Raw genomic sequence first — 20618 nt, 5'->3', positions numbered from 1 at the left:
TTTGCAACGAGCAGCGAGACGGGCCGCCATCGCGGCGGCCTTTTTGCGCCGACGCCCGTCGGTGCAGGCCCGTTTAGTTGTCGTCGATTACGAACAGCCGTTGATACTCCTTCACCGCGTATCGATCCGTCATGCCTGCGATGTAATGGGCGATCAGGCGCGGTTGCTGCGACGCGTCCGTTGATTGATAACCGGGTGGCAATAGCCGCGAATCTTCGGTGAACGCATCGAACAAACCGGCCACCACGCGGCGGGCCTTATTGGCCATGCGCATCACGCGATAGTGGCGGTACAGATTTTTGAACAGGAAACGCTTGAGCACCGCCGCCTGCGCGGAGATTGCTTCGCTATGCGCGACCAGCGGCGGTGCGGCGCGCACTGCGTCCAGCGAAGCCGGCGCATGCTTTGCAAGATTGAGCGAGGTCGTATCGATCAGGTCGACGATCAACGTATTGATGATGCGGCGCACCGTCTCGTGAATCAGCCGGCGCCCTTCGATCTGCGGAAAGTCGCCGCGCGCCGCCACGTAGTGCGTCTGCCATAACTCCACTTCGGCAAGCTGCTCCACCGTGAGCAAGCCCGAGCGCAAGCCGTCGTCGACGTCGTGGTTGTTGTACGCGATCTCATCGGCGACATTGGCGATCTGCGCTTCGATGGAAGGCTGCCGCCCCTCCAGAAAGCGCTCGCCGAGCGCGCCGAGGCGCCGCGCATTCTCGCGCGAGCAGTGCTTGAGAATGCCTTCCCGCGTTTCGAAGCACAGATTCAGGCCGTTGAACGCGCCGTAGTGCTCCTCCAGATCGTCGACCACCGCGAGGCTTTGCAGATTGTGTTCGAAGCCGCCATGCTCGCGCATACATTCGTTCAGCGCGTCCTGGCCCGCATGGCCGAACGGTGTATGACCGAGATCGTGCGCAAGCGAAATGGCTTCAACGAGGTCTTCGTTGACGCGCAGATTGCGAGCCACGGAACGGGCAATCTGCGCGACTTCCAGGCTATGGGTGAGTCGCGTGCGAAACAGATCGCCCTCGTGATTCACGAATACCTGGGTTTTGTATTCGAGCCGGCGGAACGCCGTCGAATGGACAATGCGGTCGCGATCGCGCTGGAATTCGGTGCGCGCGCTGGGCGCGGCTTCGGGATAGCGGCGTCCGCGCGATTGAGCAGAACGTGCCGCATACGGCGCGAGGTGCGCTTCGAGTGCTTCCTGCGACGGCACGCCGCTCACGGGCGTGCCTGCCGGGTCATGCTTTACATCGTCGCTGCGCCTGTCAGTCACCGGATTCTCCGAAACATGGGCGGCGCCTCGTGACGCTCGTGCGTGCTGCCTTGCTGCGAAGCCTCTGCCAGATCGGTCTAGACGGCGGCGGCCAGCGTGGCGTGCACCTCGGCGTCGGGCGCCTGGGTGATCAGCGTCTCACCGAAACGCTTCAGCAAAATGAATTTGATCGCGCCGGCTTCAGCCTTCTTGTCGACCCGCATGAGGTCGACATAACGCGACTCGCCGAGCGCAGGCGCCCGGGTGGGCAGATGCGCGGCAACGATCACGTCGACGAGACGCTTGCGCGCCGCTTCGTCGAGATAACCCATGCGCACGGACAGGTCCGCCGCCATCACCATCCCGCAGCCCACCGCCTCGCCGTGCAGCCATTCGCCGTAGCCGAGTCCGGCTTCGATCGCATGGCCGAAGGTGTGGCCGAAATTGAGGATCGCGCGCAGCCCGCCTTCGCGCTCGTCCTGCGCCACGACTGACGCCTTGATCTCACACGAGCGCTTGACCGCCAAGGCCAGCACTTCGGGCTCGCAGCGATTGAGCGCTTCGACGTTCGCCTCGATCCAGCTGAAGAAACCGGCGTCGGCAATCGCGCCGGTCTTGATCACTTCCGCGACGCCCGCCGCCAGTTCACGCGCCGGCAGCGTGCGCAGCGCGCCGATGTCGGCGATCACGGCCTGCGGCTGGTAGAACGCGCCGATCATGTTCTTGCCAAGCGGATGGTTGATGCCAGTCTTGCCGCCCACCGACGAATCCACCTGCGATAGCAACGTAGTCGGTACCTGAATGAACGGCACACCGCGCATGTAGCACGCTGCGGCAAACCCCGTCATGTCGCCGATCACGCCGCCGCCCAAGGCAATCAGCGTGGTCTTGCGATCGGCGCGCGAGCCCAGCAGCGCGTCGAAAATCAGGTTCAGGGTTTCGAGGTTCTTGTACGCTTCGCCGTCCGGCAAAACGACCGTGGAGACCTGCTTGCCGAGCGGCGCCAGCGCGGCGCGCAGCTTGTCGCCGTAAAGCGGGTCGACCGAGGTGTTCGTGACGATGGTGACCGAACTGCCGGTGATATGCGGCGCGAACAATGCGGTCTGGCCGATCAGTTCAGCACCGATATGGATGGGGTAGGCGCGCTCGCCCAGTTCGACATTGACGGTAATCATACGGTCCATTATGACGCAGGATGTTTGGCGACGCCGGCCATCTCGAGCTGCATCAGAACCATGTTGACGAGTCCGTTGACCGAAGGCCGGCCAGTTTCGATCACGAAGTGCGCGCATTCCCGGTATAGCGGATCGCGTACTTCGTAGAGCGCCTCGAGGCGCGCTTTGGGGTCTTCAGTCTGCAAAAGCGGGCGATTCTTGTCGCGTCGGGTGCGCAGCCACAGATCGTGCGGATTGGCGCGCAAATAGATCACCACACCCCGATTTTGCAGCGCTTCGCGGTTTTCCGGCCGCAGCACCGCGCCGCCGCCCGTGGCCAGCACGATATTGTCGCGCCCGGTCAGGTCGGAAATCACGTGCGCTTCGCGATCGCGAAAGCCCGCTTCGCCTTCCAGCTCGAAGATCACCGGGATGCGCGCGCCCGTACGCGCCTCGATTTCATGGTCGGAATCGAAGAACGGGCGATCGAGACGGCGCGCAATGGCCCGGCCCACGGTGGTTTTGCCTGCCCCCATGAGCCCTACAAAAAATACATTGGCGTGTGCGTCCCGCGCTTGCAACGGTGTCCCTCTGGCTAATCCGGTATGGTTCGTGCCGCAGCTTACTGGCAAAGCGGCTGCCTTGTCGAGCCTGCAGGCCGCCGCTGGAGAGCGGCGGCAGCGTGCCCCTAATTTGTCTGAACGACGCGCGGCGTGATGAAAACTGCCAGTTCACTGCGCTGGTCCCGATGGGCCCGATGGCGGAAAAGCGCGCCTAAAACCGGTATTTTGCCCAGGAGCGGCACCCGCGTCACATCGTCCCGGTTGTCGGTCGCGTAAATTCCGCCGATCGACACCGTACCACCATCTTCGACTTCGACGCGCGTTTGCACGTGTTTGGTATTAATCGCGGGCCCGGCGTCGGTCTGCTCGCCGACGCTGTCTTTGGCGACGTCGAGGTCCAGCACCACTCTACCGTCCGGCATGATTTGCGGCTCGACCTCCAGTTTGAGCGTAGCGCGGCGAAACTGCACGCCCGACACGCCCTGCCCCACTTTCGCCTGATAGGGCAGCTCGGTGCCCTGCTCGACGACCGCTTTCATCCGGTCCGCCGTCACCACCCGGGGGCTCGAGACGATTTCGCCGCGGCCTTCGGCCTCCAGCGCGCTCAGCTCGATGTTCAGGAGCCGCGTCGCGCCGGCTGCGAACAAGGTCAGCCCGGCAGTGGCGGCATCGAAACCGGAAATCGGACGCGCTGACAGATCGTACACGGTGCCGTCCGCGCCGCCGGTCAGGCCTCGGGCGGTGCCGTCGGCGCTAGTGGCCGCCATGGAGAGCCGCACGCCGAGATTGCGCGAAAAACCGTGCTCTCCCTCGACGATGCGCGCTTCGATCAACACCTGCCGGGTCGGCCGGTCGACGGAAGCAAGCAGCGCCGTGATTTGCGCGAGGCGTCCTTCGAGATCGGTGACGAACAGCAGATTGGTGCGCGGATCGGCCGTCGCGGCGCCGCGTTTGGACAGCACGCGCTGGTTACCGGCGCCGGTCAGCAGGCGCCGCACGTCTTCGGCCCGCGCGTAGTGCAGCTCGAACGTGCGGCTTGCGAGCGGTTCGAGATCGGCGGCTCTCGCGTGCGCTTCGAAACGCTGCCGTTCGCGCGCGGCCAGCTCCGCGATCGGCGCGACCCAGATCACGTTGCCGTGGCGCTCCATGGCGAGCCCGTTGACGTCGAGCAAGGTATCGAATGCAGTGCGCCACGGGACCTTGTCGAGTCGTAGTGTGACGGCGCCACGCACTCTCTCGCTCGCGACGATGTTCAGGCCGGTGAACTGGGCGAACGCGTTAAGCACCGCGCCGAGTTCCGCGCGCTGGAAGTTGAGCGAGATCGGTTTGTCGTCGGCGGCGAGTTTGGCGTCGTCGGGGGTCTTCGGTGCGTTGCTCAGGCGCGCAAGCGGAGGCAACGGCACCGGCGGCCCTTCGAGCGCCGAGGTTCCCTTGGCGTCGTTGTGCGCCGACATCGCGGATTGCCTCCGTAGTGGCACCGAACCGTCTGCGTCGTCGGCAAGGTCGTCAGCGCGTCCGATGTCAGCGGGTGCCGTCCCTCGCGATACGCCAGAGTCGGCGACGGAATTGTCGCGGAACGGGTTGGGTACTTCGGCAGCGATGCCGCGCGGTAAGGGCGGTACATCGTATCGGGCTTCGGGCGCCGTAATGGCGTCGTCGAGCGGCATGTATGCGGGCAGCGGCGGCAACGGTGGCGTCGAAGCATGCGCGATGCCGACGCTTATCGCCATGCATGCGATCAGGCTGCGAATCGGATTGCGAAGCAGGCTGCAAAGCGGATTGTGAATCGAGCTGCGAACCAAGTTGCAAACTGGGCTCGCACGCATCCTTCCAGACAAGCCGCGACACACGCCCGAACCAAACCACACACGAACGCCGACGCGCGACTCCGCAAAACCGAACGTCTTCATCAACCTCATCAGGACGTCCCCGTCAGTGCCAGCGTGCGTGTCACGCAGCCATTTGCCAGCGTGATGCTGAGCGCGTCGAGCCGCGTGACGCGCTCGGTGCCGAGTTGCTGCCCGGACACGACGGTGGTCGCACCATCCGGCGTATCTAGCAAGGCAAGTCCGCGCGTGCGATCGTGCAGCAAGCCGACGAGGCGCAGCTGCGAAGCATCAGGCGGCGGCTCATCGGACGCAAGCGTCTGCGGAAGCGAGAACGGGTCGAAGAACACGATATTTTCTTCGTCATCCGAATCGAGGCTTTCGTCGGCAAACGCGTCCGCATTCGCAGTTGAAGGCAGCGGCCTCAGCGCGCTGAATACGTGCAGCGTTGCTTTCACCGCTAACGAATCCGCATCGCGCTTGACCGTCACATCGACGGGCACGATCAGCACCGGCAGATCCGACAGGCCGCGCAGAAATGCCATCAGGTGAACGAAATCGGTGTGCGCGGTGAGTTGCACAGGACGCATGCTTTCGGCACCTGAGCCACTGGCAGCACCCGGTTCTACCGAGAGCAACGAGACGCTATTCTGCGCCGCGAGTTCGGATACGATCCGCACGTCGTCCGCGGAGGTCCATGGCGCAGGCAACTGTGCACCCGGCATGGCGGCAACGTCCCGACGCAGCGCGGGCAATTGCGTCAGCGCACGGTGCGCGTCAGTGAGGTGCCGCGTGGCCGCCTCCAATGCCGCACGGCTCGCCTCGACGCCGCCGAGATCCGCCACAACCCAACCATGCGTGCCAAGTCCGAACACCACGGCAGCGATCAGCAACGCAACCGCCCAACGGCGCCGACGACTCCAGGCAGCGAGCGGCACGCGCACGCGCGTCATCCACTGAGAAAGCGCTGGCCGCGCGCTGGCCGCGCCGCCGAACCCGAGAAAAGTCGTACTCATTTCGTATCTCCTGACTGTTCAGATTTCATGTGACGTTGCGCGGCGAGGCCCGACGTATGGGCTGTTTTCTTCGGCGGGTCGCCCCAACGCAGATGCGCTCCGAATTCGATCGGGCCGCTCACGCTGGCCGCCGCCACCGGACTGCTGCGTGACGCCGAGCGACGCAGATCGCTCACCTCGGCGCCCTTCACACCGCGGATCGCGCTCAAGCGTTTGAGCCACTCGGCAGATGCGGTATGTCCGCGCGAGGTCGCGAGCAACTCCGTCTCATGCTCGCGCTGCCGCATCTGCTGCAACACCACACCGTCACCGGGTTCAAAACTCAGTGCATCCAGCAGGTCGCGCAAATGCGTAAGTGGCTCGGACAGGTTCATCGCACGCGCCACGCTTTTGCGTTGTTCGTCCTGCACCCGCAACAATCTGGCGTGCTCGGCGAGCGGCTCGGCCAGTTGCGCGAGCGATTGTTCGACCGACGCGCGCCGCGCATCCAGTCGCGCCCTTTCGAATGCCTGCCATCCGACTAACGCAAACACGGCCGCAAAACCGGTAAGCGCGGCGACAAACCATTCGAGCAGACGCCGCCGGCGCGCGAGCCGGGCGTTGCGTTGCCTGTACGGCAGCAGGTTGAAACCGCCGAGCCACGGCTGTGTGAAGCGCACGCCACGCGTAGAAGCACGCGTGTCCGGGGCCGCCGGAGCCAAACGGGGCGGCAGACCGCGCATCATTCAAGTACTCCGCGCAACGCAAGTCCGAATGCGACCGCGGCAGCCGGCTCGTGCAACAGCGGATCGTGCAGTTGACGTGCGCGCCCACCCAGCGCCGCACACTCGAACGGCATCACGGTGCAACCCAACACATCGGCGATATCCGCGATCGAGAAACCCACGCTGTCGAGCAGATCGACCTCGCCGCTCAACAACGCACAATCGAGTACAGGACCGTGGACAAGATCACGCAACGCATCCGCGAGATCGGCGTGTTCGGGCGCCGGGTAGCGCATTTCACCGACCAGGCAGTCGTCGACGACGCGCCAGCCATATACGCCGTCCGTGCCGATCCAGAGTGCGACGTAGGGCTCGTGCGGATCGAGTTCGTGACTCGCCGCGTAGCGCATGGCGCGCAATGCCGCGTGCGGCTCGCCATCGATCGCGGTGAGCGAGATGCCGGCGGTCGCGGCGCATTCGATACGCGCTTCGAGATGCTGGCGTGCGGTTGCGGCGATCGTCACCGAACGGATTGGCGAACGCGTTTCGTCGACGAACCAGTCGACCGCCAACGCGTGCCGCTCGAGGCCTGCGATGCGCTCGACTTCGCTCATCACCGCCGGTTCGAGTTCGGCGAGTTCATGCCCGCCGTCTCCCACGCAACCGACGAGCGCGGCAAGCCGTGTGAGCGGCACGGTAGTGGTCAACGTGGCCGAGGCGGGCAGCGCCATCGCGCAGCGCAATGCATGCGTCGCACACGCGCGCGGCAGCCCCGCGAATGCGTCACGCAACGCACGCGCCACCGCATGCCGGTCGGCGATCTCCGTACCGGCCATTGCGCCCGCGCCGAGCGGCACGGTGCTCGCATGTTCGATGTGCAGCGCGGCACGTGCGCGCGAATGCTGACTCACCACGACCAGTCGCACCGCCTGCGAACCCACATCGATGCCCGCCGCGAAACGCTGCGCGCCGAGTTGCACACCTTGAAGCCACGAACTTTTGAATGTCATCACGCCCTCCCTCAGACTCACGCGACGAACCATTCGAACGCGAGTAACGAGTGAGGATTGTGCTTAGCCGCGCCGCCGCGCGACACTCAGCCGAATGGCTAACGTTGCGCGACGCGCGCCCTCTCGGCCATCAAAGCGTCTACAGTGAAGTCATTCCCGCGCGCGGCGTGCAGACTTGTCAAGAACTGTCAGTAAGCACGCCGAAAGCTGAAAAGCGAGGCGGCTATAATCGCGGGACTGTTTTTTGGTGCCCATATGCAATCCACGTCTCCCACGTCTCCGCCGCCCGCGCCGCAGAAGCGCAAACGCCCCCTGTGGCTCAAGCTCATCATCGGCCTGGTGGGTCTGATCGTCGCAGGCATCCTGTGCGTGCTGCTGGTGCTCGGTTATGCGCTGGTGGTAGCAACGCCGAACCTGCCGTCGCTCGATGCGCTGACCGACTACCGGCCGAAGGTGCCATTGCGCATCTATACGGCCGACCACGTGCTGATCGGCGAATTCGGTGAAGAACGGCGCGATATCGTCCATATCCAGGACGTGCCCGATAGCCTGAAGAAAGCCGTGCTGGCCATCGAAGACGCGCGCTTCTACGATCACGGCGGCGTCGACCTCACAGGCATCGCGCGCGCCGGCTTCGTCGCACTGACCAACGGCCACGCCACGCAAGGCGCCAGCACGATCACCATGCAGGTGGCGCGCAACTTCTTCCTGTCGAGCGAAAAGACCTACACGCGCAAGATCTACGAGATGCTGCTCGCGTACAAGATCGAGTCGAAACTGTCGAAAGATCAGATTCTCGAGGTGTACATGAATCAGATCTACCTCGGCCAGCGTGCGTATGGCTTCGCGAGCGCGGCGCGGGTGTACTTCGGCAAAGATCTGAAGGACCTGACCCTGGCGGAATCCGCCATGTTGGCGGGTTTGCCGAAGGCGCCGTCCGCGTATAACCCGGTGGTCAATCCGAAGCGCGCGAAGATCCGCCAGGAGTACATCCTGCAGCGAATGTACGAACTGCACTACATCACTCAGGAACAATACGACGAGGCAAGCAGGCAACCGCTGATCGTCAAGGGTGCGGGCAAGGAATTCAGCGTGCACGCGGAGTACGTCGCGGAAATGGTGCGGCAGATGATGTACGCGCAGTATCGCGAAGAGGCGTACACGCGTGGGCTGAACGTGGTGACCACCATCGACTCGGCAGATCAGGACGTTGCTTACCGGGCGCTGCGCAAAGGTCTGATGGACTACGAACGGCGCCACGGCTATCGTGGGCCGGAGGCGTTCATCGATTTGCCGTCCGATGCGGACGACCGCGAACAGGCTATCGACGACGCGTTGCTCGAACATCCCGACAACGGTGAAATCATCGCCGCGGTGGTCACGGCGGCGAGTCCGAAGCAGGTCCAGGCCACCTTCATCGACGGCAACGTCGCGACCATTCAGGGCGACGGCCTGCGCTTCGCGCAGTTCGCGCTCGGCACGCGCGCGCAGCCGAATCAACGCGTGCGTCCCGGCGCGATCATTCGCGTCGTGAAGGATGACGACGGCAACTGGTCGATCACGCAGTTGCCGCAAGTGGAAGGCGCATTCGTTTCGGTGGTGCCGCAGGATGGCGCGATTCGCGCGCTGGTCGGCGGTTTCGACTTCAACAAGAACAAGTTCAACCACGTGACCCAGGCGTGGCGTCAACCGGGTTCGAGCTTCAAGCCGTTCATCTATTCGGCCTCGCTCGAAAAGGGGCTCGGACCGGCCACGGTGATCAACGATGCGCCGCTCTTTTTCAGCGCTGCGGAGACGGGCGGCCAGGCGTGGGAACCGAAGAACTACGGCGGCGGTTTCGATGGTCCTATGACCATGCGCACCGCCCTGCAGAAGTCGAAGAACCTCGTGTCGATTCGCATCCTGAACCACATCGGCACCAAGTATGCGCAGCAATACATCACGCGTTTCGGCTTCGACGCGGACCGTCACCCAGCTTACCTCCCGATGGCGCTCGGCGCGGGACTCGTTACGCCCTTGCAGATGGCCGGCGCGTTCTCGGTGTTTGCTAACGGCGGCTATCGCATCAACCCGTATCTGATCGCGGAAGTCACCGATCAGCGCGGCATCGTCGTGGCGCACGCGCAACCGCTGGTCGCCGAGCAGAGCGCGCCGCACGCGATCGAACCGCGCAATGCGTATGTGATGAACAGCCTGCTGCAAAGCGTCGCGCAACGAGGCACGGGCGCGAAGAGCAACGTGCTGAAACGTACCGACCTCGGCGGCAAGACCGGCACGACGAACGATTCGCGCGATGCGTGGTTCGGCGGCTATCAGCACACGCTCACAGCGATCGCGTGGATCGGTTACGACAACCCGCGCAGTCTCGGCGATAAGGAAACGGGCGGCGGCCTCGCGTTGCCGGTTTGGATCGAATACATGGCGCGCGCGCTCAAGGGTGTGCCGGACTACAAGATGCCGATGCCCGACGGTGTGACCGAGCTCGGCTCAGAACTGTATTTCGACGAGTTCACGCCGGGCCACGGATTCGTCTCGACGGTCGGTATCAGTCAGGCAGCGCTGGATGCCGAGGCGAGCGGTGCGTCCGCGGCCGCGCCCGAGCAGGTCGGCGAACAGGAAAAGCAGGACATCATGAATCTGTTCCGCGGGCACTAAAGACGCGCTCAGAAGAGGCGGCAACGTTCGCCAGAAAAAAACCGCCGCGCTCGATGCGCGGCGGTTTTTACCAAACGCTTTACGCTTTGAACTGAACCGGCTCGCCGGCCTGCTGCGTCGCGTACTCCGACAGCGCGGCGAAAAACTCGGTGCCGCTGCGCGTATCGCGCCATTCACCGTCGATGAAACGGAAGTGGAAACCACCCGCTTTCGCGGCGATCCAGATCTCGCTCATCGGCGGCTGCAGGTTGACGATGATCTTCGTGCGGTTCTCGAATTCGAGGGTCAGGACATTGCCGCTGCGCTCGAGTTCGATGTCGGCTTCCGTGTCGTCAAGCGCGCGTTCGATGGCGGCTAGCGCGGCTTCCGCGCGGGTCAGGTAATCACTATCGGACATGCTAAACTCCATCGATTATTTATTCAGGGACAGTCATGCGAGTCGTATCTCGGATGCGCGCGGCGGCGCCCGGCCGCGCGATTGTAGCGGGTTTAGCCATTCTCGCAGGTTGTGCACTTGCCGGCTGCGGGCAACGCGGTTCGCTCTATTTGCCCACCGTGCCGCCGCTACCGGCCAAGCCGATCGATCGCACACAACCGCCGTCGCCGGATACAGTGAAATCGGGCACGGCAACCCCCTCCACGATGGGTGAGGTGCCGGATACTTCCGGCGCGCCGCTCTCGTTGGCGCCGGAAAGCGAACTCGCCGCGCCGCCCGCATCTGCTGCATCCGCTGCTGCGCCTGCGCAACCTGCCTCCGCCGTCACTCCCGCTCAATAAGACTTTCGCATGACTCGATCCGCATTTGACTACGTCGACGGCGTGTTGCACGCCGAGGGCGTGTCCGCCGCCTCACTCGCCGAACAGTTCGGCACACCGCTGTACGTCTATTCGCGCGCCGCGCTCACCGAAGCGTGGAATGCCTACGCAGGCGCTTGCGCCGGCCGCCGTGCGACCGTGCACGTCGCCGTCAAGGCCAATAGCAATCTCGCGGTGCTGAACGTGTTCGCGCGTCTCGGCGCGGGCTTCGACATCGTGTCGGGCGGTGAACTGGCGCGTGTGCTGGCCGCCGGCGGCAAAGCGGAAAACACCGTGTTCTCCGGCGTCGGCAAGCATGCGGACGAGATGCGTCAGGCGCTCGCGGCCGGCGTCAAATGCTTCAACGTCGAGTCGATTCCCGAGCTCGACCGTCTGAATGCGGTGGCGGCAGAAATGGGCAGAAAGGCCCCCGTCTCGCTGCGAGTGAATCCAGACGTCGACGCGAAAACACATCCGTATATTTCCACCGGCCTGAAGTCGAACAAGTTCGGCGTCGCGTTCGAAGATGCACGCACTACGTATCGCGCCGCCGCGGCGATGACGCATCTCGACGTGGTCGGCATCGACTGCCATATCGGCTCGCAGATCACTGAAGTCGCGCCGTATCTGGACGCAGTCGACAAGGTTCTCGAACTGGTCGAACAGATCGAACAGGACGGCGTGAAGATTCGCCACATCGACGTAGGCGGCGGTCTCGGCATCACGTATGACGACGAAACCCCGCCGGAAATCGGCGACTTCGTGCGCACGGTGCTGGATCGCATTGAAGCGCGCGGTCATGGGCATCGTGAAGTGTATTTCGAGCCGGGCCGTTCGCTGGTCGGCAATGCCGGTGTACTGCTTACGCGCGTCGAATTTCTGAAGCCTGGCGCGGAAAAGAACTTCGCCATCGTCGACGCGGCGATGACCGACCTCGCACGCCCTGCGATGTACGAGGCGTATCACGCGATCGAGGCGGTCGTTAAGCGCGACGTGCCCGCCCACGTGTACGACGTGGTCGGCCCGGTTTGCGAAAGCGGCGATTGGCTGGGTCGCGAGCGTCTGCTGGCGGTCGAACCGGGCGATCTGCTGGCGATTCGCTCGGCTGGCGCCTATGGCTTCGTGATGAGCTCGAACTACAACACCCGTCCGCGTGCGGCCGAGGTGATGGTTGATGGTACACAAGCGTATGTGGTCCGCGCTCGTGAAGAGGTGAAGCAGCTATTTTCGGGTGAGACGATCTTGCCGGCGTAAACGTCTGAGCCGAGAGCACCTCGACAAAAAAGGCGATGCCACTGCGGCATCGCCTTTTCATTTGCGCGCTGTACCTGGTGGTCAGCGTGTCTTTACCCTGCGCTCGCGCAACCACACGAGCAAACGCCACCCCAGCAACGCGACCATGATCGCCCCGTAAATCTTCGGCAAGATCAGGTCGTGCTTGCCCGCCTTCATCCACCAGAAGTGCAGGATCGCGAGCCCGCCGATCGCATAGATCGCGCGATGCAATGTCTGCCAGCGGCGTCCAAGTTTTCGCACCATCGCGCGCGGCGATGTAACGGCCAATGCGATCAGCAGCACGAACGCCGCGAAACCCACAGTGATGAAAGGCCGTTTGCCGATGTCCTTGAGAATCGCGGCAACGTCGAACCACTTGTCGAACCACAGGTATGTGGTGAAGTGCAGCGTCGCGTAGAAGAATGCATAGAGACCTAGCATCCGGCGAAACCTGGCCATTGCAGTGATGCCGGTCAGTCGACGCAACGGCGTCACCGCCAGCGTGATGCAAAGAAAGACGAGCGTCCACAGGCCCGTCGAGCGCGTGATGAACTCGATCGGATTCGCGCCCAGCCGATCGGTCACGCCGAACAGCACGATGCGCGCAAGTGGATACCACGCCGCAATGAACACCACGATTTTCGCGGGTACGATCCAGCGCGCACCGGTGGCGGGCCGCTTTGTCGTCGCTGACGCCGGCGCTTTGGTACGCGGCGTTGTTCGCGAGGTCTCGGCAACAGGTTGCGTGTCGGAGGAAGCCATGATGACGCCGCTCAAAAGTTTTTCTTCAGGTCCATGCCCTGATACAGCGACGCGACCTGATCGCCGTAGCCGTTGAACATCAACGTCTTGCGCTTAGGCGTAAAGAAACCATCTTCGCCGATGCGCCGCTCGGTGGCCTGGCTCCAGCGCGGGTGATCGACGTTCGGATTCACGTTCGAATAGAAACCGTATTCGTTCGAAGCATACGTGTTCCAGCTGGTCGGCGGCTGCTTGTCGAGGAAGCGGATTTTCACCAGCGACTTCGCGCTCTTGAAGCCGTACTTCCACGGCACCACGACACGGATCGGCGCACCGTTCTGATTCGGCAGCACCTGGCCGTAGAGACCCATCGTCAGGAACGTCAGCGGGTTCATTGCTTCGTCCATTCGCAGACCTTCGGTGTACGGCCAGTCGAGTACCGGCGTCGACAGGCCAGGCATTTGCGACGGATCGGCGAGCGTGATGAATTGCACGTACTTCGCGTTGCCGGTCGGCTGCACGCGCTTGATCAACTCCGCGAGCGGCACGCCAATCCACGGAATCACCATCGACCAGCCTTCGACACAACGCAACCGATACACGCGTTCCTCGAGCGGCGCGAGCTTCAGCAATTCGTCGATGTCGTACACCTTCGGATTCTTGATTTCGCCCTCGACGCTCACCTTCCACGGGTGCGGACGCAACGTACCGGCGTTGTGCGCGGGATCCGCCTTGTCGGTGCCGAACTCGTAGTAGTTGTTGTACGTGGTGATGTCCTTGTACGGCGTGATCTTGTCGGGCGCGACGAACTTCGGGTTGGTCTTCGCCATGAGCTTCTGCGCCTTCGGATCCGGCGACGAATACGCGGCTAGCGCTTCGCCATTTACGCCGATCAGACTACCGAGCGCCAACGCGCCCGCAGCCTGCAACACGCGCCGCCGGTTCTCGAAGACATGCTGAGGCGTGATTTCGCTGCGTGCGATGTCATCGCCAACGAGTTGAGTTCTGTCGCTTCGCTTGATCCACATCGTGCTGCTCCTTGCCGGCCCATCGGGTTGTCTATCTTACGGGGCCATATTGATGATCGGCTCGTTTAGCCACTCGCCCAGCCATCCTTGGGTGCTGATCTAACAAACACACTGGATGCAGCGAATATTCCGCCGGACGTAAAAAAACCGCCGGTGCGAAACACGCGGCGGTTTTTAGTCGGCTCAGAACGGCAGATCTTACAGCTTGCCGTAGCTATGCAGCCCCGACAGGAACATGTTGACGCCGAGGAACGCGAAGGTCGTCACCAGCAGGCCGGTCAGCGCCCACCAGGCCGCCACCGCGCCGCGCAGGCCCTTCATCAGGCGCATATGCAGCCAGGCCGCGTAGTTCAGCCACACGATCAGCGCCCACGTTTCCTTCGGGTCCCAGCTCCAGTAACCGCCCCATGCTTCCGCGGCCCACAGCGCACCGAGAATCGTCGCGATCGTGAAGAACGCGAAGCCGACGGCGATCGACTTGTACATCAGGTCGTCGAGCACATCGAGCGGCGGCAGGCGGTCGGCCAGCACGCCGCGTTCTTTCGCCAGATACGCAACGCCGACCATGGCCGACAGCGCAAAGCTGCCATAACCGATGAAGTTAGCCGGCACGTGGATCTTCATCCACCAGCTCTGCAGCGCCGGCACGAGCGGCTGGATCTGCTGGGCGTCGCGCGCGACCGAGTACCACATCAGGAAGCCGACCGCCGCGCTGATCACCAGCAGCACGAATGCGCCGAGCGCACGCGTGTTGTAGTGCTGCTCGTAGTACAGATAGAACAGCGCCGTGATCAGGCTGAACAGCACGAACACTTCGTACAGGTTCGAGATTGGGATATGGCCGACGTCCGCGCCGATCAGGTACGACTCGTACCAGCGCACCATCAGACCGACGAAGCCCATCACCACCGCAGCCCACGTCATTTTTGAACCGATCGCGGCGCCGGTCGGTGAACGCGACAGCAGGCCGATCCAGTAGAAGACGGTGGCGAAGACGAAGAGCGCGCTCATCCACAGGATTGCGGACTGGCTCGACAGGAAATATTTGAGCAAGAACGCGTTATCCGCGCGCGTCAGATCGCCGTGATAGATCTGGATCGCCAGCAGCGACAGCGCGGCAATGCCCACCATCAGCGGACGCACCGGCTTCCAGCGCCAGCCGAGTACCACGAACACCGGCACCGCGAGGCACAGCACCAGTTTGTCGTAGTAATTCATGAACGGGTGATAGCGCGACAGCGCAAACCCCGCGCCCGCGACCATCACGACGGCGAACAGCCAGTCGACGACACCGAGGCGTTTCAGAAACGGCCGCTCGTCGAACTGAGCAACGTTGAGTGCCTCGTTCGCGAACGACTTCTGCGGCCGCGAGGCTGAAGAGGAGGATGAGGAAACCTGAGTCAAGTCCATGATCTTACCGGGTCGAATCTTGTGAGCGTGCGGACGGCGCGCCGGCTGGGCCGGGTTTGTCGGAAGCGCCGGCGGCGTCGGATGCTTCAGTGAGTTTGGCGCCCAACGCGGCGCCGACAGCGTCGCGCGTTTGAACGAACTCCTTTTCGAAATCGAGCGTTTTGCGCGCGCTCGACATCGCCATCACGACATTCGTGCCGTGATCGGTATCTTTGAGCCAGAACCAGAGGCGCCGTTCGCGGACGTAGAACATCGAAAAGATGCCCAACACGAGGAGCAGGCTGCCAAGATACACGACTTTTTTGCCCGGCGCGCGCGTCAACTGAAATACCGAAGCTTGCACCTGCTTGAATGAGTCGAGCTGTAAATAGACCGGCGAACCATACAAAAAGCTGTCGGATATTGCATTGATCGAGCTCTGGACAAAGCGGCTGGCGTCCGCGTTGGGCTGCGCATCCGGCTCGCTCAGCTGCTCACGCGACAGTTGCCACAGGTCCCACGTCGCGCCTTCCAGCATGCGCAGCAGCAAGCCTGCGGCTTTTTCCTGCTCACCCTTCGGCACGGAATGGTCGATGAACCCCGCAACCGCCTGGAAACCGCCAACTGTCTGGCCGTTCGGCATCTTGATACTGTTGTCCGCACCGGCAAACAGGGTCAGGACACGCAATGCGCTTTCTTCGAGGTGCTGTTGCAGTTCGGTATTTGAACCCGGCACCGAGCGCAGCGCGAAACGGTGAGCGGCCGCCGCGCGCATGGCCGGATCTTCAAGCGTGGCGCGCAGGTTCATCCATTCCTTCACGGTCCCACCGGTGTCGGCGGGAATCCGCAGGTAGCGGAAGGGATCGTCCGGATTCAGACGCATGCCGGCGAGGAACATCTTTTCGCCCGCGACGTCCACCGGCAGCATGTAGTTGTTGTACTCGCGCGCCTGGCCGTCCTTGTCGCGCACCTTGTACTGCACCGACGGACCGACGTTATGCAGATCGAGGGGCTTCGAACTCTTGGCGCCGGAGCCGAGACGCTCGTCGAACGCTTCTTTCAGTGACCGATGCGCGGCGACGCCACGCGCATCGTTCTGGCCGCTGCCATTGGAGACGTTTTCGACGTTGATCGCGCGGAAATCGGTGAATTCGACGGTCTGGCCGTCAGCCAGCGGCGTGGCCGTGCCCAACGGCGCATTGCCGCCGATCGTGCCGCCGAACGGCGCGGTCTTCGCGCTCGCGCCGGACATCGGGTACGCGGTCATCCGCATCTGCGAGCCGCCATCCTGGAAGCTCGACTGGTAGATCGACACGCCGTCGTAGGTGAACGGCTTGTTCACTTCGACGCGTGCCGGCACGCGTGCGCCCGTCTTATGGTCGACCACGACGATATCGCTCGCGAACAACTTCGGCATGCCCGTCGAGTAGTAATCGACGATGAATTTGTTCAGCTCGATCGAGAACGGCAGGTCCTGGATCAGCGAGCCGTCCGGCTGGTTAAGGATCGCCGTCGACACATGCTGCCCTTCCGGCACCCACGCATAGCCGCGGAAAGTCGGGTTCGATTGCGACAGACGATGTTCTGGCGGAATGTCGTTGATCACCGTGTTGGCGCGGATCGGCGACTTGTCGAACAGCCACATTTGCAGCTTGATCGGCAGATTGCTGTCGAGCAGGCCGCCCAGACAGATCACCACAATCGCAATGTGCGCGGAGATGTAGCCAAACTTGGTCAGCGCGCCGCGCTTGGCGGCGATCAGCGTTGCGCCGTCCGACTCACGCGTGACGAACTTGTAGCCGAGCTTGGCCGAGAGTTTGGCGAGTACAGCCGCGGTCTGCGCGCGCTTGCCGTGCACCGCGAACTCGCCCTTGTGATGGAACGCGCGCAAGCTGCCTTCGCGGACCTTGTCTTTCCAGCTCTTGGCGTCCGCAACCATTTTCGGTGCATTGCGGATCACACACAGCGACACCGACACCATCAGGAAGCCGAGAATCAGCATGAACCACCACGAGCTGTACACCGTGTACAGGCTCAGCGAGCGGAAAATGTCCGCCCAGAACGGGCCGAACTGATTGACGTAGTTGGGATACGGATCGTCCTGCGTGAGGACGGTGCCGATGATGCTGGCGATCGACAGAATCACGAGCAGCGCGATCGCGAAACGCATCGAACTCAATACCTCGATGATGCTGCGCGTGATGCGATTGCCCGACTTCGACTGCAAACCCGACGTGGTGACGCTCATTCATACTCCGACTGAACAGCAAAAAAGGGTGAAGGGCTGTCGTAAACACGACGCCCTCACCCTTTTCTTGTTTTGTACCGGCCTCGCCGGGCCGGTGGTTGCTTGCGTGCGGACTTCTTAGTGCAAGCCCGCGATGTAATCGGCTACAGCCTTGATCTCGCTGTCCGACAGACGCGATGCAATAGCGTGCATCGCCTCATTGTTGTTACGTGCGCCCGGACCCTGCGTGAACGCGGTCAACTGCGCCACCGTGTATTCGGCCCACTGGCCCGACAGACGCGGATACTGCGACGGAATCCCCTGACCGGTCGGCCCGTGGCAGCTTGCGCACGCCGGTACTCCCTTGTCCGCAATGCCGCCGCGGTAAATCTTCTGGCCGAGCGGGACAGTGTCCTTGTTATGCGCGTAGCCTGGCTTCGGGGTCTGCGTCGAAAAATAAGCAGCCACGTTGACCACGTCCTGATCGGACAGCGCCGCGGCCATGCCCGCCATGATCGCATTGTTGCGCGCGGGCTGCTTGGCGCCCGGCTGCGTTTTGAAATCCATCAGCTGCTTGACGAGATACTCGGGATGCTGACCTGCCAGCTTTGGATACGCACCGCCAGCACTGTTGCCGTCTGCACCGTGACATGTCGCGCAAACCTGGACTGCGATTGCCTGCCCCCGATTGACGTCCGGCTTTGCCGGATCTGCTGCTCGTGCCTGAATTGCCAAACCTGAAAGACCTGCCGCTACATGAAGCACCATCAGAGTCTTGCACAGTCGATTCATTCGCACACCCTGTCTCGTCTTGTGGGATTTTAGAGGTTTTGCAAGATACGACAGCGACTGAGTGACCGCAAAGAGCCGCCAAGGCACGCGGGCTGGCCCCCTCAGGTTTTCAGTAAACCATCGTATTGTACAATAACTCGCTAATCGCTAAGACGCCAGTCGGGCTTGACCCGTCCCCACTCCGGGTTCCCCGGCGTCTCGAATACCGGCCTGATCATGTCCTTCCTGCTCCACCAATCCCGCTTTTTCACGACCGTCAATCACTTGCGTGATCTGCCGGCCACCGCGCAACCCGAGATCTGCTTTGCGGGACGCTCGAATGCGGGCAAGTCCACGGCCATCAATATTCTGTGCAATCAGAAGCGTCTGGCCTTCGCCAGTAAGACGCCTGGCCGCACCCAGCACATCAACTATTTCTCGGTGGGCAAGGAGGATGAGCCGACTGCGCATCTGGTCGACCTGCCGGGATACGGCTACGCGGAAGTGCCGGGCGCAGCCAAGGCCCACTGGGAAGCGCTGCTCTCCACCTACCTGCAATCGCGCTCGCAACTGCGCGGCATGATCCTGATGATGGACTCGCGCCGCCCGTTGACGGACCTGGACCGGCGGATGATCGAGTGGTTCGCGCCGACCGGCAAGCCGATCCACACGCTGCTGACGAAGTGCGACAAATTGACGCGTCAGGAAAGCGTCAACGCCTTGCGCGCAACGCAGAAAGGTTTGGCCGAATATCGCGCCGCTGGCTACCAGGGCGAACTGACCGCGCAGCTGTTCTCGGCGCTCAAACGCGTCGGCATCGACGAAGCGCACGAACTGATCGAAGGCTGGCTGATCCCCGAAGCGAAGGGCGAAGCAGACGCGCCGCAGTAATCGCGCCGCGGGTGCGAACCCGGGCAAAAAAACGCCATTCCGGCCGCCCATAAAAAAACCCGCCGCTTTAACGGCGGGTCAAACAGCCTAATCGAAAAAACGACAGGCACCCGCTCAGGGAGGAGAAGCGGGGAGGTCAGCGCAGGGCGCCTTGCTCGATCGGTATGATATACCATTGTCTCGAAAAGTTTCCGGGAGCGGAGGCACGCGTTACTCGCCCACTCCACACATCCACGTTTCCTCGATTCGGTTATGAGCTTCTTTCCGCACTACCGTCCGCGCCGCATGCGCCGTGACGACTTCTCGCGCCGCCTGATGCGAGAAAACATCCTCACCACCAACGATCTGATCTATCCCGTGTTTATCGTCGAAGGCACCAACGTGCGGCAAGCCGTACCGTCGATGCCAGGCGTCGAGCGTGTGTCGGTGGATCTGCTGATGGGCGTGGCCGAGCAATGTGTCGAGCTGGGCGTGCCGGTACTGGCGCTCTTTCCGGCCATAGATCCTTCCTTGAAGACGCCTGACGGTCGCGAGGCGACCAACCCGGCTGGCCTGATTCCGCGCGCGGTTCGCGAACTGAAAAAGAATTTCCCCGACCTCGGCGTGCTGACCGACGTCGCGCTCGATCCGTACACGAGCCACGGCCAGGACGGCGTTCTGGACGAAGCGGGCTACGTGATCAACGACGAGACCGTCGAGATCCTTGTGGAACAGGCTCGCGTGCAAGCTGAAGCGGGCGTCGATATCGTTGCGCCCTCGGACATGATGGACGGCCGCATTGGCGCGATCCGCGAAATGCTCGAGAGCGAGGGACATATCCACACGCGCATCATGGCTTATGCAGCCAAGTTCGCGTCGGCGTTTTACGGCCCGTTCCGCGATGCCGTCGGTTCCGCGACGAACCTCGGCAAGGGCAACAAGATGACCTACCAGATGGACCCGGCCAACTCGGATGAGGCGCTGCGCGAAGTGCAGGCGGACATCGAAGAAGGCGCGGATATGGTGATGGTCAAGCCGGGCATGCCGTATCTGGACATCGTGCGTCGCGTGAAGGACGAGTTCAAGTTCCCGACCTACGTGTATCAGGTCAGCGGCGAATACGCGATGCTGAAGGCGGCCGCGCAAAATGGCTGGCTCGATCACGACAAGGCGATGATGGAGTCGCTGCTGGCGTTCAAGCGGGCAGGCGCGGATGGCGTGCTGACCTACTTCGCGCTGGATGCCGCGCGGATTTTGCGCTCGCAGAAGTGATTTAACGTGTTGCTTTATCGGCGACGCTAGTCTTCTGACAACGCCCCAAAAAAACGGAGGCCGACTT

General features: G+C 62.7%; 18 protein-coding genes. 5 read left to right on the top strand and 13 right to left on the bottom strand.

Annotated elements, in window-relative coordinates; genetic code table 11:
* Nucleotides 1–73: 73 nt before the first annotated feature.
* The 7 genes from BM438_RS32570 to pilM all read right to left on the bottom strand — a co-directional run bounded on the left by BM438_RS32570 (nt 74) and on the right by pilM (nt 7528).
* Nucleotides 74–1276, bottom strand: a complete 1203-nt coding sequence (locus BM438_RS32570; RefSeq protein WP_093643399.1) for a deoxyguanosinetriphosphate triphosphohydrolase — start codon at nt 1274–1276, stop codon at nt 74–76.
* A gap of 77 nt (nt 1277–1353) precedes the next feature.
* Nucleotides 1354–2430 carry a 3-dehydroquinate synthase gene (aroB, locus tag BM438_RS32565; RefSeq protein ID WP_093643569.1) on the bottom strand — a complete coding sequence of 359 codons (1077 nt, stop codon included), beginning with the start codon at nt 2428–2430 and terminating at the stop codon, nt 1354–1356.
* Between the two features lie 8 nt (nt 2431–2438).
* On the bottom strand, nt 2439–2990 hold the full coding sequence (locus tag BM438_RS32560) for a shikimate kinase (protein WP_093643398.1): 552 nt from the start codon (nt 2988–2990) through the stop codon (nt 2439–2441).
* Between the two features lie 107 nt (nt 2991–3097).
* Entirely contained in the window at nt 3098–4702 is a 1605-nt protein-coding gene (locus BM438_RS32555) for a type IV pilus secretin PilQ (protein ID WP_244179513.1), read from the bottom strand.
* 188 nt (nt 4703–4890) lie between these two features.
* Nucleotides 4891–5814, bottom strand: a complete 924-nt coding sequence (locus BM438_RS32550) for a hypothetical protein (RefSeq protein WP_093643397.1) — start codon at nt 5812–5814, stop codon at nt 4891–4893.
* Complete coding sequence (locus BM438_RS32545; protein WP_425270755.1) at nt 5811–6539, bottom strand: fimbrial assembly protein; 729 nt, start codon at nt 6537–6539, stop codon at nt 5811–5813. Before BM438_RS32545 ends, BM438_RS32550 begins: the two co-directional genes overlap by 4 nt.
* Nucleotides 6536–7528 (bottom strand): type IV pilus biogenesis protein PilM, encoded by a 993-nt coding sequence (gene pilM, locus BM438_RS32540; protein WP_093643396.1) that lies wholly within the window; start codon nt 7526–7528, stop codon nt 6536–6538. Before pilM ends, BM438_RS32545 begins: the two co-directional genes overlap by 4 nt.
* A gap of 255 nt (nt 7529–7783) precedes the next feature.
* Between pilM and BM438_RS32535 the strand changes: the two genes are divergently transcribed.
* Entirely contained in the window at nt 7784–10183 is a 2400-nt protein-coding gene (locus tag BM438_RS32535; RefSeq protein ID WP_093643395.1) for a penicillin-binding protein 1A, read from the top strand.
* Nucleotides 10184–10262: 79 nt separating this feature from the next.
* On the opposite strand, the gene cyaY is transcribed toward BM438_RS32535, so the two are convergent.
* Nucleotides 10263–10580, bottom strand: a complete 318-nt coding sequence (gene cyaY / locus BM438_RS32530; RefSeq protein ID WP_093643394.1) for an iron donor protein CyaY — start codon at nt 10578–10580, stop codon at nt 10263–10265.
* 35 nt (nt 10581–10615) lie between these two features.
* Here cyaY and lptM point away from each other — a divergent pair, with 35 nt between their 5' ends.
* A complete protein-coding gene (lptM, locus tag BM438_RS32525) occupies nt 10616–10960 on the top strand; it encodes an LPS translocon maturation chaperone LptM (protein ID WP_093643393.1) in 345 nt (114 codons plus the stop codon).
* Between the two features lie 9 nt (nt 10961–10969).
* Nucleotides 10970–12232, top strand: coding sequence for a diaminopimelate decarboxylase (lysA, locus tag BM438_RS32520; RefSeq protein ID WP_093643391.1), 1263 nt, complete (start codon nt 10970–10972; stop codon nt 12230–12232).
* 81 nt (nt 12233–12313) lie between these two features.
* On the opposite strand, the gene msrQ is transcribed toward lysA, so the two are convergent.
* The 5 genes from msrQ to BM438_RS32495 form a co-directional block, all read right to left on the bottom strand.
* On the bottom strand, nt 12314–13015 hold the full coding sequence (gene msrQ, locus BM438_RS32515; RefSeq protein ID WP_093643389.1) for a protein-methionine-sulfoxide reductase heme-binding subunit MsrQ: 702 nt from the start codon (nt 13013–13015) through the stop codon (nt 12314–12316).
* Between the two features lie 11 nt (nt 13016–13026).
* Nucleotides 13027–14022 carry a protein-methionine-sulfoxide reductase catalytic subunit MsrP gene (gene msrP, locus BM438_RS32510; protein ID WP_093643387.1) on the bottom strand — a complete coding sequence of 332 codons (996 nt, stop codon included), beginning with the start codon at nt 14020–14022 and terminating at the stop codon, nt 13027–13029.
* Nucleotides 14023–14220: 198 nt separating this feature from the next.
* A complete protein-coding gene (ccsB, locus tag BM438_RS32505) occupies nt 14221–15432 on the bottom strand; it encodes a c-type cytochrome biogenesis protein CcsB (protein ID WP_093643384.1) in 1212 nt (403 codons plus the stop codon).
* Between the two features lie 4 nt (nt 15433–15436).
* Complete coding sequence (locus BM438_RS32500; protein ID WP_093643382.1) at nt 15437–17659, bottom strand: cytochrome c biogenesis protein ResB; 2223 nt, start codon at nt 17657–17659, stop codon at nt 15437–15439.
* A 117-nt stretch (nt 17660–17776) separates the two neighbouring features.
* Nucleotides 17777–18430: a c-type cytochrome gene (locus BM438_RS32495; RefSeq protein ID WP_093643380.1), complete on the bottom strand. Its 654-nt coding sequence runs from the start codon at nt 18428–18430 to the stop codon at nt 17777–17779.
* Nucleotides 18431–18646: 216 nt separating this feature from the next.
* Here BM438_RS32495 and yihA point away from each other — a divergent pair, with 216 nt between their 5' ends.
* Both yihA and hemB read left to right on the top strand, forming a co-directional pair.
* Nucleotides 18647–19300 (top strand): ribosome biogenesis GTP-binding protein YihA/YsxC, encoded by a 654-nt coding sequence (gene yihA / locus BM438_RS32490; protein ID WP_093643378.1) that lies wholly within the window; start codon nt 18647–18649, stop codon nt 19298–19300.
* A gap of 252 nt (nt 19301–19552) precedes the next feature.
* Nucleotides 19553–20551: a porphobilinogen synthase gene (gene hemB, locus BM438_RS32485; RefSeq protein ID WP_093643376.1), complete on the top strand. Its 999-nt coding sequence runs from the start codon at nt 19553–19555 to the stop codon at nt 20549–20551.
* The last annotated feature ends 67 nt before the right edge of the window (nt 20552–20618 follow it).

This window comes from Paraburkholderia aspalathi, from assembly GCF_900116445.1.
GTDB lineage: Bacteria > Pseudomonadota > Gammaproteobacteria > Burkholderiales > Burkholderiaceae > Paraburkholderia > Paraburkholderia aspalathi.
Note: the sequence above shows the minus strand (reverse complement) of the source record. Positions and strands in the feature narration are given on the sequence as shown.

Excerpts from the sequence above, each read along its gene's own strand:
- cyaY (WP_093643394.1), bottom strand. The coding sequence starts at position 10,580 with ATGTCCGATAGTGATTACCTGACCCGCGCGGAAGCCGCGCTAGCCGCC.
- BM438_RS32535 (WP_093643395.1), top strand. The coding sequence starts at position 7,784 with ATGCAATCCACGTCTCCCACGTCTCCGCCGCCCGCGCCGCAGAAGCGC.
- msrQ (WP_093643389.1), bottom strand. The coding sequence starts at position 13,015 with ATGGCTTCCTCCGACACGCAACCTGTTGCCGAGACCTCGCGAACAACG.
- pilM (WP_093643396.1), bottom strand. The coding sequence starts at position 7,528 with ATGACATTCAAAAGTTCGTGGCTTCAAGGTGTGCAACTCGGCGCGCAG.
- lptM (WP_093643393.1), top strand. The coding sequence starts at position 10,616 with ATGCGAGTCGTATCTCGGATGCGCGCGGCGGCGCCCGGCCGCGCGATT.
- ccsB (WP_093643384.1), bottom strand. The coding sequence starts at position 15,432 with ATGGACTTGACTCAGGTTTCCTCATCCTCCTCTTCAGCCTCGCGGCCG.
- BM438_RS32550 (WP_093643397.1), bottom strand. The coding sequence starts at position 5,814 with ATGAGTACGACTTTTCTCGGGTTCGGCGGCGCGGCCAGCGCGCGGCCA.
- msrP (WP_093643387.1), bottom strand. The coding sequence starts at position 14,022 with ATGTGGATCAAGCGAAGCGACAGAACTCAACTCGTTGGCGATGACATC.
- BM438_RS32495 (WP_093643380.1), bottom strand. The coding sequence starts at position 18,430 with ATGAATCGACTGTGCAAGACTCTGATGGTGCTTCATGTAGCGGCAGGT.
- hemB (WP_093643376.1), top strand. The coding sequence starts at position 19,553 with ATGAGCTTCTTTCCGCACTACCGTCCGCGCCGCATGCGCCGTGACGAC.
- aroB (WP_093643569.1), bottom strand. The coding sequence starts at position 2,430 with ATGATTACCGTCAATGTCGAACTGGGCGAGCGCGCCTACCCCATCCAT.
- BM438_RS32545 (WP_425270755.1), bottom strand. The coding sequence starts at position 6,539 with ATGATGCGCGGTCTGCCGCCCCGTTTGGCTCCGGCGGCCCCGGACACG.
- lysA (WP_093643391.1), top strand. The coding sequence starts at position 10,970 with ATGACTCGATCCGCATTTGACTACGTCGACGGCGTGTTGCACGCCGAG.
- BM438_RS32555 (WP_244179513.1), bottom strand. The coding sequence starts at position 4,702 with ATGGCGATAAGCGTCGGCATCGCGCATGCTTCGACGCCACCGTTGCCG.
- BM438_RS32500 (WP_093643382.1), bottom strand. The coding sequence starts at position 17,659 with ATGAGCGTCACCACGTCGGGTTTGCAGTCGAAGTCGGGCAATCGCATC.
- yihA (WP_093643378.1), top strand. The coding sequence starts at position 18,647 with ATGTCCTTCCTGCTCCACCAATCCCGCTTTTTCACGACCGTCAATCAC.